Below are 14,739 nucleotides of genomic sequence, written 5' to 3' on the forward strand. Positions count from 1 at the left end.
GGGAGCGAACGTGAGGGTTCGGTGAGAATCGACGCGTCCGCATGGTCTGCGCGCCCGCGAGGCCCCATCCTGGGATGGACACCGATACGCTCTGACCTGCCTCCTCTCCCGCAGGCACCTCCCAGACAGGACCGGACCCGGTTGATCCCCCGAACCCCCCTCGCCCCCGCGGACGCGCCCCCCTCGACCACGCTCGGGACCGGCAGTGCGCACGCCAAGGCGATCCTGCTCGGCGAGCACTCCGTCGTCTACGGCTCCGCGGCCATCGCGGTGCCGGTCGAGATCCTGCCCACCCACGCCACCCTCCTCGAGGAGGTCCGCGGCGAGCGCGAGCCGCGCATCGTCAGCCGCATCTACGAGGGCCCCTCCGCCGCGGCCCCCGCGAAGCTGGCCCCCGTGCGCGCCGCCTGGCAGGCCGCCTCCGAGCACTTCGGCACCGACCCCCACGGCACCACCCTGGCCATGGAGTCCGCCCTGCCCATCGCCCGCGGCCTGGGCTCCAGCGCCGCCGTGGCCGCCGCCATCGTCCGCGCCGTGGCCGACGCCGCCGGCGCCCCGCCGCTGGACCCCGGGCTCGAGCACGCCCTGATCCAGGAGGCCGAGCGCACCGCGCACGGAACCCCCAGCGGCATCGACGCCCGTACCGTGGTCGCCGAGGGGCCCATCCGCTTCGACCACGGCGAGGTGCGGCCCGTCGAGGTCGCCGCCCCCGTCACCCTGGTCATCGCCGACACCGGCATCCCCGGCGCCACCTCCTCCGCCGTCGCCTCCGTGCGCGCCCTGCGGGAGAGCGCCCCGCGCGCCACCGAGGCCGCCCTGGACCGTCTCGGCGCCCTCGCCGAGGGCTCCGTCACCGACCTCGCCACCGGCGACCGCACCACCCTCGGCGGCCGCCTCACCGAGGCCCACGAGCTGCTGGGCTCCATCGGCGTCTCCAGCCCCGAGCTGGACACCCTGGTCGCCGCCGCCCACGGCGCCGGCGCGCTGGGCGCGAAGCTCACCGGCGGCGGCCAGGGCGGCTGCGTGATCGCCCTGGCGCCGTCCCTGCCCGAGGCCGGGGAGCTCTCCCGCGCCCTCAGCCGGGCCGGCGCCGCGCAGGTCTGGACCACCGTGATCGGAGCGACCGCATGACCGCCGCGACGGCCCGCGCCCACCCGAACATCGCCCTGGTGAAGTACTGGGGCAAGCGCGACGAGCAGCTGATGCTGCCCGCCGCCGGCAGCCTCTCCCTCACCCTGGACGCCTTCGCGACCACCACCACCGTGGAGCTTCGCGGCGAGGAGCGCGACGCCTTCACCCTGAACGGCGCCGCCGCCACCGAGGGGCAGACCGAGCGGGTCACCGCCTTCCTGGAGCTGGTGCGGCAGTGGGCCGGCGCCTCCGAGCACGCCGTGGTCCGCTCGGTGAACCTCGCCCCGACCGGGGCGGGCCTGGCCTCCTCCGCCTCCGGCTTCGCCGCCCTGGCGCTGGCCGCCTCCGCCGCCTACGGCCTGGAGCTGGAGCCCCGCGACCTCAGCCGTCTGGCCCGCCGCGGCTCCGGCTCCGCCTGCCGCTCGATCGTGCCGGAGCTGGCCATCTGGCACGCCGGCATCGACGACGCCAGCTCCTTCGCCGAGCCCATCGCCGGGCCCGCGATGGCGATGGTCATCGTCACCATCGACGGCTCCACCAAGGCCGTCTCCAGCCGTGAGGCGATGCGCCGCACCATCGCCACCTCCCCCTACTACCCGGGCTGGGTGTCCTCCACCGAGCGCACCCTGGCCGAGATGGCCGTCGCCTGTGGCGCCGGGGACTTCACCCGCGTCGGGGAGCTCACCGAGGTCAGTGCCCTGCGCATGCACGCCTCCATCCAGGCGGCCGAGCCGCCGCTGCGCTACCTGCGCGCCGCCTCCGTCGCCGTCTTCGACGCCGCCGAGCAGATGCGCGCCGAGGGCCTGGAGGCCTACGCCACCGCCGACGCCGGCCCGAACGTGGTGCTGGTCTGCCGCCCCGAGGACGCCGCGGCCGTCGCCGCCCGCGTCGAGGGCCTGGGCCAGGTGCGGGTGGTCGGCGCCGGTCCGGGTGCCGCACTGGTCGAGGAGCCCGTCGAGCCCGTCGAGCCCGCACCCGACGCGGGGGTGCCCGCGTGATCGAGACCCGCGCCCCCGGCAAGCTGTTCATCGCCGGGGAGTACGCGGTGGTCGAGCCCGGCGAGCCCGCCGTCCTGGTGGCGGTGGACCGCTACCTCACCGTGCGCCTGGTGCCCAGCGACGACGTCGGCAAGGTGCACTCCTCCGAGTACGGCAAGGCGCCCGTGCTGTGGACCCGCGCCGAGGGTGAGGACGCCGACAGCGGCGCCGTCAGCATCGTCATCGAGCACCAGCCCTACGACTACGTGCTCAGCGCCATCACCGTGATGGAGCGCCTGCGTGCCGAGCGGGGCCTGCCGGCCCGCTACTTCGACCTGCACATCTCCTCCGAGCTGGACGACTCCTCGGGCCGCAAGTTCGGCCTGGGCTCCTCCGCGGCCGTCACCGTCGCCGTGATCGCCGCGCTGGACGCGTTCTACGGGACGGGGCTGGGCCGCACCGACCGCTACCGGATGGCGCTGCTGGCGACCATCGAGGTGGCGCCCAACGCCTCCGGCGGCGACCTCGCGGCCTCGACCTTCGGCGGCTGGATCCGCTACACCGCCCCCGACCGGGCCCGTCTGCGCGCTGACCTGGCGCGCCTGTCCGTCACCGACACCCTGGACTCCCCCGGGTGGGAGCCCTTCAGCGTGCGCGCCCTGCCGGAGCCGCCCGCCCTGCGCCTGCTGGTCGGCTGGACCGGCTCGCCCGCCTCCACCGAGCGCCTGGTGGGCGGGGTGCGTCCCCGCAGCGGCGGCCGCCGCGCAGGCGCCGGCGCCGAGGAGCCGAGCGCGCAGGGCATCGCCTACGCCGACTTCGTCGCCGCGAGCCGCGAGAGTGTGGACTCCCTGGTGGAGAGCCTGGCCGCCCCCGACGGCGGCCGCACCCCCGAGCTGGTGCGCCGCCACCGCCGCCTGCTGCAGGGCCTCGGCATCTCCTCCGGCATCGCCATCGAGACCGACGAGCTGCGCCTGCTGTGCAACACCGCGGAGGAGCACGGCGCCGCCGGCAAGCCCTCCGGCGCGGGCGGCGGGGACTGCGGGATCGTGCTCGCCCCCGTCACCGCGCCCCAGGCGGAGCTGCTGGCGGCCTGGGAGGCCACCGGCATCCGTCGCCTCGACCTCGCCGTGCACCCGGCGGTCCCCGCCGCGCTCGCGCCGCAGGAGGCCGCCGCCGATGCGTGAGCCCACCACCCTCTCCGGACGCCGCAAGGACGACCACCTGCGCCTGGCCCACGCCCAGCGCGCCGAGGCGCCCCGCCCCACCGACTTCGACGCCGTCGAGCTGGTCCACCACGCCCTGGACGGCATCGACGTGGCCGAGGTGTCCCTGGCCACCGCCGTCGACACGCTGAGCTGGGACGCTCCGCTGTACATCAACGGGATGACCGGCGGCACCGATCGCACCGGCACCGTGAACCGTGCCCTCGCGATCGCCGCCCGCGAGACCGGCATCCCGATGGCCTCCGGCTCCGTCGGCATCGCGCTGGACCACCCCGAGACCGCCGACGGCTTCCGCGTGATCCGCGAGGAGAACCCCGAGGGCTTCGTGATGGCGAACCTCGGCATCGGCCGCAGCGTCGAGCACGCCCGCCGCGCCGTGGAGCTGCTGGAGGCCGACGCCCTGCAGATCCACCTCAACGCCGTGCAGGAGACCGTGATGCCCGAGGGCGACCGCGGCTTCTCCGCCTGGGCCGGGCTGCTCGAGCAGATCGTGGCCGCCGTGGAGGTGCCGGTGATCGTCAAGGAGGTCGGCTTCGGCCTCAGCGGCCGCACCCTGACCCGCCTGCACGGGATGGGCGTGCGCGTCGCCGACGTCAGCGGGAAGGGCGGCACGGACTTCCTGCGCATCGAGAACGCCCGCCGGGAGGGCTCCGCGGCGCCCGACTACGCGGCGCTGACCGGCTTCGGCCTCTCCGCCCCCGCCTGCCTGCTGGACGCCCCCGCGGACTCCCCCGCGCTGCTGGCCTCCGGCGGGGTCCGCTCCCCGCTGGACGTGATCCGGGCGCTCGCGCTCGGCGCCCGCGCCGTCGGCGTCGCCGGGGCCTTCCTCTCCCCCGCTGTGGAGGGCGGGGCCGAGGCCGCGACCACCGCGATCGAGGGCTGGCTGACCCAGCTGCGGGAGCTGATGGCCCTGCTGGGAGCCCCCGACCCCGCCGCCCTGCAGCGCACCGACGTGCTGCTGCGCGGCCCGCTGGCCGAGTTCACCGCACTGCGCGGCATCGACGCAGCTGCCTACGCCCGCCGCTCCCAGCCGGGCACCGACCATTCGTCCCGCACGACGAGGAGCCGATAATGAGCGCATCCACCACCCCCATCCCGACCCGCTGGGTGGGCCCGCTGCATCTCAGCGGCAACGCCGTCGAGGGCCCCGTGGAGGTGCCCCTGGCCACCTACGAGACCCCGCTGTGGCCCTCCGTCGGCCGCGGCGCGAAGATCTCCCGGCTGGTCGAGGGCGGCATCCACGCCCAGGTGGTCGGCGAGCGCATGACCCGCTCCAGCCTGTTCGTGGCCCGCGACGCCGCCGGCGCCCACCGCGCCGTCACCGCCATCCGCGGCCGCTTCGCCGAGCTGCAGGAGGTCGTGGCCGGCCAGAGCCGCTTCGCCCGGCTGGAGGAGATCCACGAGGAGATCGTCGGCAACCTGCTGTACCTGCGCTTCGCCCTCACCACCGGCGACGCCTCCGGCCACAACATGGTCACCCAGGCCGCCGACGCCCTGATGGGCACCATCCTCGGCTGGGACCTGGGGCTGTCCTACGGCTCGGTCTCCGGCAACTTCTGCTCCGATAAGAAGGCCACCGCCGTCAACGGCATCCTGGGTCGCGGCAAGCACGTCATCGCCGACATCCTCATCCCCCACGACATCGTGGAGACGCACCTGCGCACCACCGCCGCGCAGGTCACCGAGCTGGTGGTGCAGAAGAACCTGGTCGGCTCCACCATCGCCGGGGCGCTGCGCTCGGCGAACGCCCACTACGCGAACATGCTGCTGGGCATCTACCTGGCCACCGGGCAGGACGCCGCGAACATCGTGGAGGGCTCCCAGGGCATCACCTACGCGGAGACGCGCGAGGAGGGCCTGTACTTCTCCTGCTCGCTGCCGCACCTGATCGTCGGCACCGTCGGCAACGGCAAGAACCTGCCGGCCGTCGAGGAGGCCATGGTGCGCCTCGGCTGCCGCGAGGACCGTGAGCCCGGCGGCAACGCCCGTCGCCTGGCCGCCATCACCGCCGCCACCGTGCTCTGCGGGGAGCTGTCCCTGCTGGCGGCCCAGACCAACCCGGGCGAGCTGATGCGGGCGCACGTCGCCCTCGAACGGTGAGGCGGGCGCGATGACGCAGCCCGGCCCCGCCCCCGCTCCCCTCCACCCCCATCCCACCGACTCCCCGGAGGACTCCATGCAGGCGATCGGCATCCACGACCTGGCCCTGGCCACCGCCCATCACGTGCTCGACCTCGGCGACCTCGCCGAGTCCACCGGCACCGACCCGAACAAGTACCGCATCGGCCTCGGACAGAGCCTGATGAGCGTGCCCGCGCCCGACGAGGACATCGTGACGATGGCCGCCACCGCCGCGCGCACCCTGCTGGAGCGCACTGGCACCGAGGGCATCCGCACCGTCCTGTTCGCCACCGAGTCCGGCGTGGACCAGTCCAAGTCCGCCGGCCTGTTCGTGCACAAGCTGCTGGACCTGCCCTCCACCGTGCGCGTGCTCGAGGTGAAGCAGGCCTGCTACGGCGCCACCGCCGCGGTGCAGGCCGCCACCGGTATCATCGCCCGCAACCCCGGGGAGAAGGTGCTGGTCATCGCCGCGGACGTGGCGAAGTACGCGCTGGACTCCTCCGGCGAGCCCACCCAGGGTGCCGGCGCCGTCGCGATGCTGATCGCCGCCGACCCGGACCTGCTGGTCATCGAGCGCGGCTCCGGCCTCAGCAGCGTGGACGTCGACGACTTCTGGCGTCCCAACGACTCCGCCGTGGCCCTCGTGGACGGCGCCCTGTCGCTCACCGCGTACCTCGACGCCCTCACCTCCGCCTGGGACGACTACCGCGACCAGGGCGGGGTGGCGATCGAGGAGATCGACCGCTTCACCATGCACCAGCCCTTCACCAAGATGGCCCGCAAGGCGCTGAAGCGCCTGGGCCAGCACACGGGGGCCGAGCTCGGCGACGAGCTGCAGGAGGTGAGCTTCACCTACAACCGCGACCTCGGCAACACCTACACGGCCTCGATGTGGGCGGGCCTGGCCGCGCTGCTGGACCTCGAGGACGACCTCGCGGGCCGCCGCATCGGCCTGTTCTCCTACGGTTCGGGGGCCACCGGCGAGTTCTTCACCGGCATCGTGCAGCCCGGCTACCGGTCCTCGCGCCGCGCCGCGCAGGTCCAGGAGGCCCTGGAGGCACGGGTGCCGATCGCCCTGCCCGAGTACCGCGAGCTGCACGCCCGCGTGCTGCCCAGCGACACCGACGTGGAGACCGAGCGCGTCACCAAGGCCCCCTATCGCTTCGCGGGGATCCGCGGCCGGGCGCGGGTCTACGAGGCCACCGGCGCCTGACCGGGACGGGCCTCGCGGCAGCGTCAGGGATGGTGCGCGAGGTGCTTCTTCTGCTCGCGCAGGCTGAGGACGGGCCTGTCGGCGCGCAGGAGGGCGGTCCGCACATCGGCGACGACGGGCCGGCGGTGATCAGCCGAGGGTCGAAGCGCGCTCCACCAGGGTGGGCCGGAAGCTGACGTGGCGGCGCGGGGAGGCCTGCTCGGCGATCTCCTCCTCCAGCAGCGCGAGGGCCGTGCGGCCCATCAGGTCCGCGGGCTGGGCCACCGAGGTCAGCGGCACCACCGTGGAGCGGGCGAAGGCGATGTCGTCGTAGCCCACCAGGGCGATCTGCTCGGGCACGGCCACCTGGTGGCGGAAGGCGAAGGCCTGCAGGGCGCCGACCGCCAGCAGGTCGTTCACGCAGAACACGGCGTCGGGGCGCTCGGCCGCGGACCGGGAGACAAGGTGCTCCCCGATGGTGCGGCCGGCCAGCACGGTGAGGTCCTCGGCCTCCAGCACCTCCAGCTCGGCCCCGGCCTCCGCCGCGGCGGTGCGGGCTCCCCACAGCCGGTCGGCGACCTGGCGCAGCTCGGGCCGCGCCGCGATCACGGCGATCCGGCGCCGCCCGATGCCGGTCAGGTGCCGCACCGCGATCTCCCCGCCGGCGACGTCGTCCACGCTCACCGAGGAGCCTCCGGCGGCCTCGCGCTCGCGCTCGACCAGCACCACCGGGGTTCCGCGCTGGCGGATGCGCTCGATCTGCTCCTCGCTGCCTCCCGCGGAGGCCAACAGGATGCCGCGCACCCTCTGCTCTTCGAACAGGGAGAGGTAGAGCTTCTCGCGGCTGGCCCGGTTGCCGGAGCTGCCGGCGATCACGGCCAGCTCGGAGGCCTCCGCGGCCGCCTCGATCCCGCCGACGAGCTGCGTGTAGAAGGGGTTGCCGGAGTCCAGCACGATCGCGCCGACCGTGCGCGAGCGGCCGAGCTTGAGCTGGCGGGCGGCGTCGTTGCGCACGTAGCCGAGGGAGACGATTGCCGCCTCGACCCGTTCGCGGCGGTCGGTGGAGACCACCTCGGGGCGGTTCAGCACGTTGGAGACGGTGCCCACGGAGACCCCGGCCGCCTGGGCGACGTCCTTCATGCCCACCGGGCGTCCGCCCGCCATACCGTTCCCCTTCCGCCCGACAGCTCCGACCGCGGCCGGGCCTGTGCCCGGCCTGCGCCCGCGGCCCACGGCCGCGGCCCCGGCACTGCCGGTCTGGCGCCGACCCTACCGTGACCTGCGGCGCCGGGGACGCAGGGGCTCAGGAGAGCTGCGCGCTCGCCTCGTCGATCGCGGTCTCGGCGGCGGCCTGTGGGACACCGGCTTCCAGTTCGGCGACTGGCTGGCCCCGGACGCCCCGCCGGACAGCCCTGCGGCCGCCAAAGCCGACACGGGCGTGGTGGCGACGGCCTGCCTGGTGCGCTCGGCGCGCTTCGCCGCCGAGGCCGCCCGCCTGATCGGGGAGGTCGCCGACGCGGATCGCTGGGAGGCCCTGGCCGTGCGCACCCTGGCTGCCGCGCGCCTCGCCGAGGTGGTCGGGGAGGCCGGGTACAAGGTCTCCACCGGCTTCGCGGGCACCCCGTTCGTCACCTGGGCGCTCTCGGAGACCGGGCACGTGGAGGCTGCCTACCGGCTGCTGCTGGAGGAGGGCTGCCCCTCCTGGCTGTACCCCGTCTCGATGGGCGCGACCACCATCTGGGAGCGCTGGGACTCGATGCTGCTCGACGGCTCGATCAACGCCGGGGGGATGACCGGCTTCAACCACTACGCCCTCGGCGCCGTGGCCGATTGGATCTACCAGGTGGTGCTCGGGATCCGGTCCGGGTGGAACTCCCCAGCGGAGAGACCCAGCAGGTCACCGGCACGGGCGAGGCCATGCGCCTCGCCTGACCCATCCGTCTTCGTCCCCCGGCACCTGGCTCCGACCCCTGGCCCCGCCCCGCCCCGCCCCGCCCCAGGCACTTTTTCGCGGCTGACTTCCTCTGGTGGAAGGGAACCGCGCAGAAGTGCCCGGGGCGCGGGGGGCAGGGGGCGAGAGGCGACAAGGTGCGGGAGAGGTCTCGGGGCGCGGGCTCAGTGGGGGGCGCGGGAGGTGGTGCCGCGAGGCACGAAGCCGGTCTCGAAGCGCCACTGCATGCCGCAGTCCTCGGGGGCGGCGGGCTCGCCGACCAGGGCATCGATGCCGGCGGCGCCCATCTCGTAGCGCGGGACGGTCACGGTGCTGAGCGCAGGGTCGGTGACGGCGGCGAACTCGATGTCGTCCCAGCCCACCACGCTCACGTCGCCCGGCACGCGGAAGCCGCTGGCGCGGAGCTGGGCGATCAGCCCGAGGGCCATCACGTCGTTGTAGACCATCACCGCGGCGAGCTCGGCGACCAGCAGGGCCTCGGCCGCCTCGCGGCCGCCAGCGGTGGTGGGGGCGAAGGAGCCGACGTCGACCACCTGCAGCTCCAGCTCCGCGGCGACCTCCCCGATGGCGCGGCGGCGCTCGGCATCGGACCAGCTGCTGGCGGGACCGCCGACCACGCCGACGCGGCGGTGGCCGAGGGCGCGCAGGTGGCGCAGCGCGGCGCGCACGCCGGTGCGGGCGTCGGCGGAGACGGCCTCCAGCGCGTAGTGGGTGCGGTTGACCAGCGCGATCCGGGTGAGGCGGGAGGCAGCGTCGAGGCTCGCGGCGTCCATCCGCGGGGAGCACAGCAGCACCCCGTCGACCTGCGAGGCCAGGGTGCGCACGAGCGGCAGCTCCCCCTCGGGGGTCTCCTCCGCATCGGCCAGCAGGAGCTGCACGCCGTGGTGGCGGGCACGGGCCTGGGCGCCCTTGAGCACGGCCGGGTAGAAGGGGTTCAGCAGGTCCGGGACGACGACGCCGAGCACGCCGGTCCGGCCCGTGATCAGGGTGCGGGCGCTGCGGTTGGGGGCGTAGCCGAGCTCGGCGGCGGCGCGCTGCACGGCGTCCCGGGTGGCAGCTTGGACCATCTCGGGGCGGTGGAGGGCTCGCGAGGCGGTGGCGACGGAGACCCCGGCGCGCGTGGCCACCTCCCTCAGGGTGATCGCCATGGCGTCCTCCTCTCCCCGTCGCGACGGGTCGTGCCTGTGGGTGCGCCCATCGTGGGGCGCGCACGCCGGAAGTGCAACTCCTGCAGGCCGGGCCGCGATCTCGGACCTCGCGCCGTGAGACCGCTGGTCGCGGGGTCGCAAGCGTTTCCAGATGCGGTCCCGGGGACACGGGGGTGCGGGTCCCCGACGGGCGATGCGCGCGGCCGCGTGGGAGTCGGCGGGGGCGGTGGTGCCGTGCACCGTAATCCGGAGGCGGTGCTCCCCCGGCTCGAGCCGGTCCCCGAGGTCGAGGCGGTAGGGCGGGCGCCAGAGCAGACCGCACGGCTCGCCGTCGAGCTCGATCTCGGCGACCTCCCGCACCGGGGGATTGACGCCGACGCGGTAGCCCATCCCCGCCCCGGGATCGGCGAGGGGCGCGGTGGGGCCGAGGCCGCGACCCCGGGGGTCGGAGGGTGCTCCGGTGAGGTGCGGCACACTCAGGAAAGCGCTTCACGAAACGTCTGTCAATGACTTCCCGGAACTTTCTGACGCCTCGTTGTCACCTCGTGATCGTCTTCCGGCCACCCGGCGCGGCTAGCGTCGCAGGGCCCAGGCGGAAGGAGTCCGATGGACGTCACCGCCCTCGCCCTCGCGCTGATGGAGCGGCTCGGCGGGCCCGGTCTGCTGCTCGTCATCGCCGCCGAGGCCCCGTTCCCACCGGTCCCCGGGGAGGTGCTGCTGCCCTTCGCCGGGGTCGCCGCCGCGGCCGAGGGGCGCAGCGTGCTGTGGCCGCTGGGCTGGACCACCGCCGGCTCGGTGCTCGGAGGCTGCGCCGTCTACGGCATCGGGCGGGCCCTCGGGGAGGCCCGCACCCGCGCCCTGGTGCGGCGGGTCCCGCTGCTCGAGGAGACCGACGTGGACCGGGCGATGGCCTTCTTCGCCCGCTGGGGCTTCCCCGCGGTGGCGCTGGCCCGCTTCGTGCCGATGGTGCGCACCGTGATCTCCGTACCGGCGGGGATCGAACGGATGCCGCTGGGTCTGTTCGCCCTGGCCACAGGCCTGGGATCCGGCATCTGGAATGCGCTCTTCGTGGGGGCCGGCTACCTGTTCGGCAGCGCCGGGGGCGAGGCGCTGGAGGGCTTCGTGCGGGGGTACTCGCTGCTGGTCGCCGGGGCGGGCCTGACCGCGGTGGCCGTGGTCACGATCCGACGAGGACGGGCCCGTCGGGCGCGGCGCGACGCCGAGGACCCTAGGCTGGGCAGGTGAGCACCGCGCCGACTCCCCCGCCTCCCGGATCGGGGTCCTCGGCCGCCCCGCAGCACCCGGCGGCCACCGCCCCGGACCGCACGGCGGGCCGCGCAGGACCGGCGGCGGACGTCGGCCGCTGGTTCTCCAGCACCCCCGGTACCCGTCCCGCCGCCGAGTCCCCGCAGGCCGCCCCCACCACCCTCGGGCGACGCCGCGGCCTGCCCCGCACCCCGGAATGGGGGCCGCTGACCAGCGAGGACTACGGACACCGCAGTCCCGCCGAGGAGGTCACCGCGGCGCTCGAGCTGCTGACTCCGGGCCCCGTCGCGGTCCTCACCGGTGCCGGCATGTCCACCGGCTCGGGCCTGCCGGACTACCGTGGCCCGCAGGCGGTGCCGCGTTCCCCCATGACCGCCCAGGAGTTCCTCGGCTCCGACCTGGCCCGCCGTCGCTACTGGGCCCGCTCCACCGTGGGGTGGGCGCAGTTCCGCCGGGCCGAGCCCAATGAGGCGCACCGGCACCTCGCCGCCCTCGGGCGGGGCGCGCTGCCGGTCACCGCCGTCATCACCCAGAACGTGGACGGGCTGCACCAGCAGGCCGGCTCCCACCCCGTGATCGACCTGCACGGCCGACTGGACCGGGTGCGCTGCCGCAGCTGCGACGCGCTCAGCTCCCGCGCCGCCCTGCACCAGCGGATGCTGGCGATGAACCCCGAGCTGGCCGCGCGCCTGCCGGAGCTGGCCGCCGATGCCGCCCAGGCCCCCGACGGCGACGCCGAGGTGGACCGCACCAGCAGCTTCCGCTACCCGCCGTGCCCGCTGTGCGGCGGCATCCTCAAGCCCGACGTGGTGTTCTTCGGGGAGGCCGCCCGGCCCGAGGTGGTGGCCGTCGCCCGTGAGGCCGTGGCCGCCGCCCGCGCCCTGCTGGTGCTCGGCTCCAGCCTCACCGTGCAGTCGGGGCTGCGCTTCGTGCGCGCCGCCCGCACCGCGGGCCTGCCCGTGGTGGTGGTCAACGACGGGCCCACCCGCGCCGACGAGGTCGCTACGATCCGCCTGCACGGCCGGCTGGAGGAGGTGCTGGGCGCCTGGGCCGAGCTGACCGCCTGGCCGGCCCCGCCGCGCACCGGCCGCCACCGCGCCGCCGGCCCCGACCGCGCAGAGGCAGCCGCCCCCGCCGCCGTGCGCCAGCAGGAGACCGCATGAGCCAAGTTCGGATCGATCTCAACGCGGATCTCGGCGAGGGCTACGGCTCCTGGCCGATGGGTGACGATGACGCCATGCTCGCGGTCGTGACCACGGCGAACATCGCCTGCGGCGGCCACGCCGGGGACCCCACGACCATGCGCGCCGCCCTGGCCGCGGCCGCCGCCCGCGGCGTCGCGGTCACCGCGCACGTGGCCTACCCGGACCTGCTCGGCTTCGGCCGTCGCTTCCTGGACATCGCCCCTGCCGAGCTCACCGACCAGGTGATCGCGCAGACCGGGGTGCTGCAGGCGATGGCCCGGGTGGAGGGAGCCCGGGTGGGGGGCGTGAAGCCGCACGGCGCGCTGTACACCGCGCTCGCCCACCACGAGACGCAGGCCGCGGCCGTGGTGGAGGCGCTGCGCCTGCTCGGCGACCTGCCGCTGGTGGCCGCGCCGGGATCCGTCGTCGCCGACCGCGCCGCCGGCGAAGGTATCGAGGTGGTGCTCGAGGGCTTCGCCGACCGCGCCTACACCGCAGACGGCACGCTGGTCCCGCGCCGGGAGCCGGGCGCCGTGCTGGCCGGCGCCGAGCAGGTCGCCGCGCAGGCCCTGTCGATCGCGACCGAAGGCCGGGTGCGCACCCGCGACGGTGAGCAGATCCCGCTGGAGGTCGCCTCGATCTGCCTGCACGGGGACACCCCGGGGGCGGTGGAGCTGGCCCGGGCGGTCCGTGCCCGCCTGGAAGGCGCAGGGGTCGAGGTGACGGCCGCCCGATGAGCCCACGGAGCCCGAAGAGCCCACGCCGATCCGCCCCCGTCGAGCCCGGCCCGCCGCTGGAGGCGCCCCTGGCCCAGCACCGGGTGGGCGAGACGGCCCTGCTCGCCGACTACCCGTCCACCGCCGCGGTGCTGACCGCCGCGGCAGCGCTGGATGCCCTGGCCCCGGGGCACCTGGTGGACGTCGTGCCCGCCGAGCGCAGCCTGCTGCTGGTCGCCGCCGACGCCCGCGACCTGCCCGCCCTGGCGGGCCTGCTGTCCGCGCTGCCCGCCGCGCCCGCCGCCGCGGCCGCGGCCGCCGAGGTGAGGATCCCCCTGATCGCCGACGGCCCGGACCTCGCGGAGGCGGCCGAGCTGCTGGGCCTCGGCGAGCAGGCGCTGCTGGAGGCGCACCGGGCGACGACCTGGGTGGCGGCCTTCGGCGGCTTCGCCCCGGGCTTCGCCTACCTGGTGCCGCTGGAGCCCTCCGGCCTCCCCGGCGGCCCGCCCTGGGAGGTGCCGCGCCGCGCCGAGTCCCGCACCGCGGTGCCGCCCGGCTCCGTGGGCCTGGCCTCCCGCTACTGCGGCATCTATCCCCGCTCCTCCCCCGGCGGCTGGCAGCTCATCGGCCGCACCGAGGCCACCCTGTTCGACCCCGCCGCCGACCCGCCGGCGCTGCTGGCCCCCGGCACCCGGGTGCGCTTCGAGCCCGCCCGGGAGCGCGCCGCCGTCCGCCGCGAGCACGGGACCGGACGACGCCGCCCCGCGGCCGATCCGGCCCCCGCCGGGCGACCCGTGCTGGAGGTCCTCGAGCCGGGCCCGGCCACCCTGGTCCAGGACGCGGGCCGCAGCGGACGCGCCGCCATCGGCGTGGGCACCTCCGGCGCCTTCGACCGCTCCGCCCTGGTGGCGGCGAACCTGGCCGTCGGCAATCCGCCGCACGCCGCGGCGCTGGAGATCCTGCTGGGGCCGCTCCGGATGCGGGCGGTGGCGCGCACTGTGGTGGCGCTGGCCGGGGCCGAGGCGCCCCTGTCCGTGCTGCGCGCGGAGGAGGTCACCGCCGCGGAGGGCGCGAGCACGGACGAGACCAGGCACGACGCCCCGCCCCGGTCGTCGCCGCGGGGACAGTCTGTCGGACCCCTGCTCGCCCTGGACCCCGGGGACGAGCTGCGGGTGGGACCCGCCGCCACGGGCCTGCGGCCGGTGCTCGCGGTCCGGGGCGGGCTGGTGCCCACGGAGGTGCTCGGGTCCCGCTCCCGCGACACCCTCTCCGCGCTCGGCCCGGCCCCGCTCGCGGCCGGGAACCTCCTGCGCGCCGGGAGCACCGAGCACCTCGGCGCGGTGCAGGACCCCACCGACGCCCCCGCCGCGGGCTCGGAGGTCACGGTGCCGCTGGTCCCGGGGCCGCGCGAGGGGCTGCTCGGGGCGGAGGCCCTGGACGCGCTGCTCGATGCCGCCTGGACGGTGCGGCCGGACTCGGACCGGGTGGGGGTGCGCCTGGACGGCGACCCCCTGCCGGTCCCGAAGGATCTCTCGGGCCGGGCCAGCGAGCCGATGACGCCCGGGGCGATCCAGGTGCCACCCTCGGGGCTGCCCGTCGTCTTCGGCCCCGACCACCCCACCACCGGCGGCTACCCGGTGATCGGCGTCGTCACCCGCGCCGGGCTGGACGCCCTGGCCCAGGCCGTGCCGGGCACGACGGTGCGCTTCGCCGCGGTCACCCAGCTCCCCCCGCTCGCCGCCGACCCCGGCTCCCCGGACCCCGACTGAGCATGCGGCGCCGTCCGCTGCGCAGGGCACACCGAGGAGCATCCGATCCACGTGCCAGGAT

At 75.8% G+C, this 14,739-nt stretch carries 12 protein-coding genes and 1 pseudogene; 11 read left to right on the top strand and 2 right to left on the bottom strand.

What is annotated here, in order from left to right; all coding sequences use genetic code 11:
* Positions 1–141: 141 nt before the first annotated feature.
* From mvk to OM98_RS02350, 6 genes are read left to right on the top strand one after another with little or no spacing between them, the layout of a single operon-like run.
* Positions 142–1,131, top strand: a complete 990-nt coding sequence (gene mvk, locus OM98_RS02325; protein WP_010532953.1) for a mevalonate kinase — start codon at positions 142–144, stop codon at positions 1,129–1,131.
* Positions 1,128–2,129: a diphosphomevalonate decarboxylase gene (gene mvaD / locus OM98_RS02330; RefSeq protein WP_010532954.1), complete on the top strand. Its 1,002-nt coding sequence runs from the start codon at positions 1,128–1,130 to the stop codon at positions 2,127–2,129. Before mvk ends, mvaD begins: the two co-directional genes overlap by 4 nt.
* Entirely contained in the window at positions 2,126–3,292 is a 1,167-nt protein-coding gene (locus OM98_RS02335; protein ID WP_010532955.1) for a phosphomevalonate kinase, read from the top strand. Before mvaD ends, OM98_RS02335 begins: the two co-directional genes overlap by 4 nt.
* Entirely contained in the window at positions 3,285–4,403 is a 1,119-nt protein-coding gene (fni, locus tag OM98_RS02340; RefSeq protein ID WP_010532956.1) for a type 2 isopentenyl-diphosphate Delta-isomerase, read from the top strand. Before OM98_RS02335 ends, fni begins: the two co-directional genes overlap by 8 nt.
* The gene (locus OM98_RS02345; protein WP_010532957.1) at positions 4,403–5,431 is read left to right on the top strand and encodes a hydroxymethylglutaryl-CoA reductase; all 1,029 of its coding nucleotides are present in this window, start codon (positions 4,403–4,405) and stop codon (positions 5,429–5,431) included. Before fni ends, OM98_RS02345 begins: the two co-directional genes overlap by 1 nt.
* Positions 5,432–5,441: 10 nt before the next feature.
* Entirely contained in the window at positions 5,442–6,665 is a 1,224-nt protein-coding gene (locus tag OM98_RS02350; protein ID WP_010532958.1) for a hydroxymethylglutaryl-CoA synthase, read from the top strand.
* Positions 6,666–6,794: 129 nt separating this feature from the next.
* Here OM98_RS02350 and OM98_RS02355 read toward each other — a convergent pair whose 3' ends face one another.
* The gene (locus tag OM98_RS02355) at positions 6,795–7,808 is read right to left on the bottom strand and encodes a LacI family DNA-binding transcriptional regulator (RefSeq protein ID WP_010532959.1); all 1,014 of its coding nucleotides are present in this window, start codon (positions 7,806–7,808) and stop codon (positions 6,795–6,797) included.
* A 184-nt stretch (positions 7,809–7,992) separates the two neighbouring features.
* Between OM98_RS02355 and OM98_RS14965 the strand changes: the two are divergent.
* A pseudogene (locus OM98_RS14965) lies at positions 7,993–8,574 on the top strand (alpha-L-rhamnosidase-related protein); the annotation flags it as partial.
* Positions 8,575–8,759: 185 nt separating this feature from the next.
* On the opposite strand, the gene OM98_RS02360 reads toward OM98_RS14965, so the two are convergent.
* The gene (locus OM98_RS02360) at positions 8,760–9,743 is read right to left on the bottom strand and encodes a LacI family DNA-binding transcriptional regulator (RefSeq protein ID WP_010532961.1); all 984 of its coding nucleotides are present in this window, start codon (positions 9,741–9,743) and stop codon (positions 8,760–8,762) included.
* Positions 9,744–10,349: 606 nt separating this feature from the next.
* Here OM98_RS02360 and OM98_RS02365 point away from each other — a divergent pair.
* From OM98_RS02365 to OM98_RS02380, 4 genes are read left to right on the top strand one after another with little or no spacing between them, the layout of a single operon-like run.
* Positions 10,350–10,988 carry a DedA family protein gene (locus tag OM98_RS02365; protein ID WP_010532962.1) on the top strand — a complete coding sequence of 213 codons (639 nt, stop codon included), beginning with the start codon at positions 10,350–10,352 and terminating at the stop codon, positions 10,986–10,988.
* Positions 10,985–12,172: a Sir2 family NAD-dependent protein deacetylase gene (locus tag OM98_RS02370; RefSeq protein ID WP_010532963.1), complete on the top strand. Its 1,188-nt coding sequence runs from the start codon at positions 10,985–10,987 to the stop codon at positions 12,170–12,172. The genes OM98_RS02365 and OM98_RS02370 overlap by 4 nt, the downstream gene beginning before the upstream one ends.
* Positions 12,169–12,930, top strand: a complete 762-nt coding sequence (locus OM98_RS02375; RefSeq protein ID WP_010532964.1) for a LamB/YcsF family protein — start codon at positions 12,169–12,171, stop codon at positions 12,928–12,930. The genes OM98_RS02370 and OM98_RS02375 overlap by 4 nt, the downstream gene beginning before the upstream one ends.
* On the top strand, positions 12,927–14,678 hold the full coding sequence (locus OM98_RS02380) for a 5-oxoprolinase subunit B/C family protein (protein ID WP_139017545.1): 1,752 nt from the start codon (positions 12,927–12,929) through the stop codon (positions 14,676–14,678). Before OM98_RS02375 ends, OM98_RS02380 begins: the two co-directional genes overlap by 4 nt.
* Positions 14,679–14,739: the final 61 nt, after the last annotated feature.

Source organism: Brachybacterium squillarum M-6-3, assembly GCF_000225825.1.
GTDB lineage: Bacteria > Actinomycetota > Actinomycetes > Actinomycetales > Dermabacteraceae > Brachybacterium > Brachybacterium squillarum.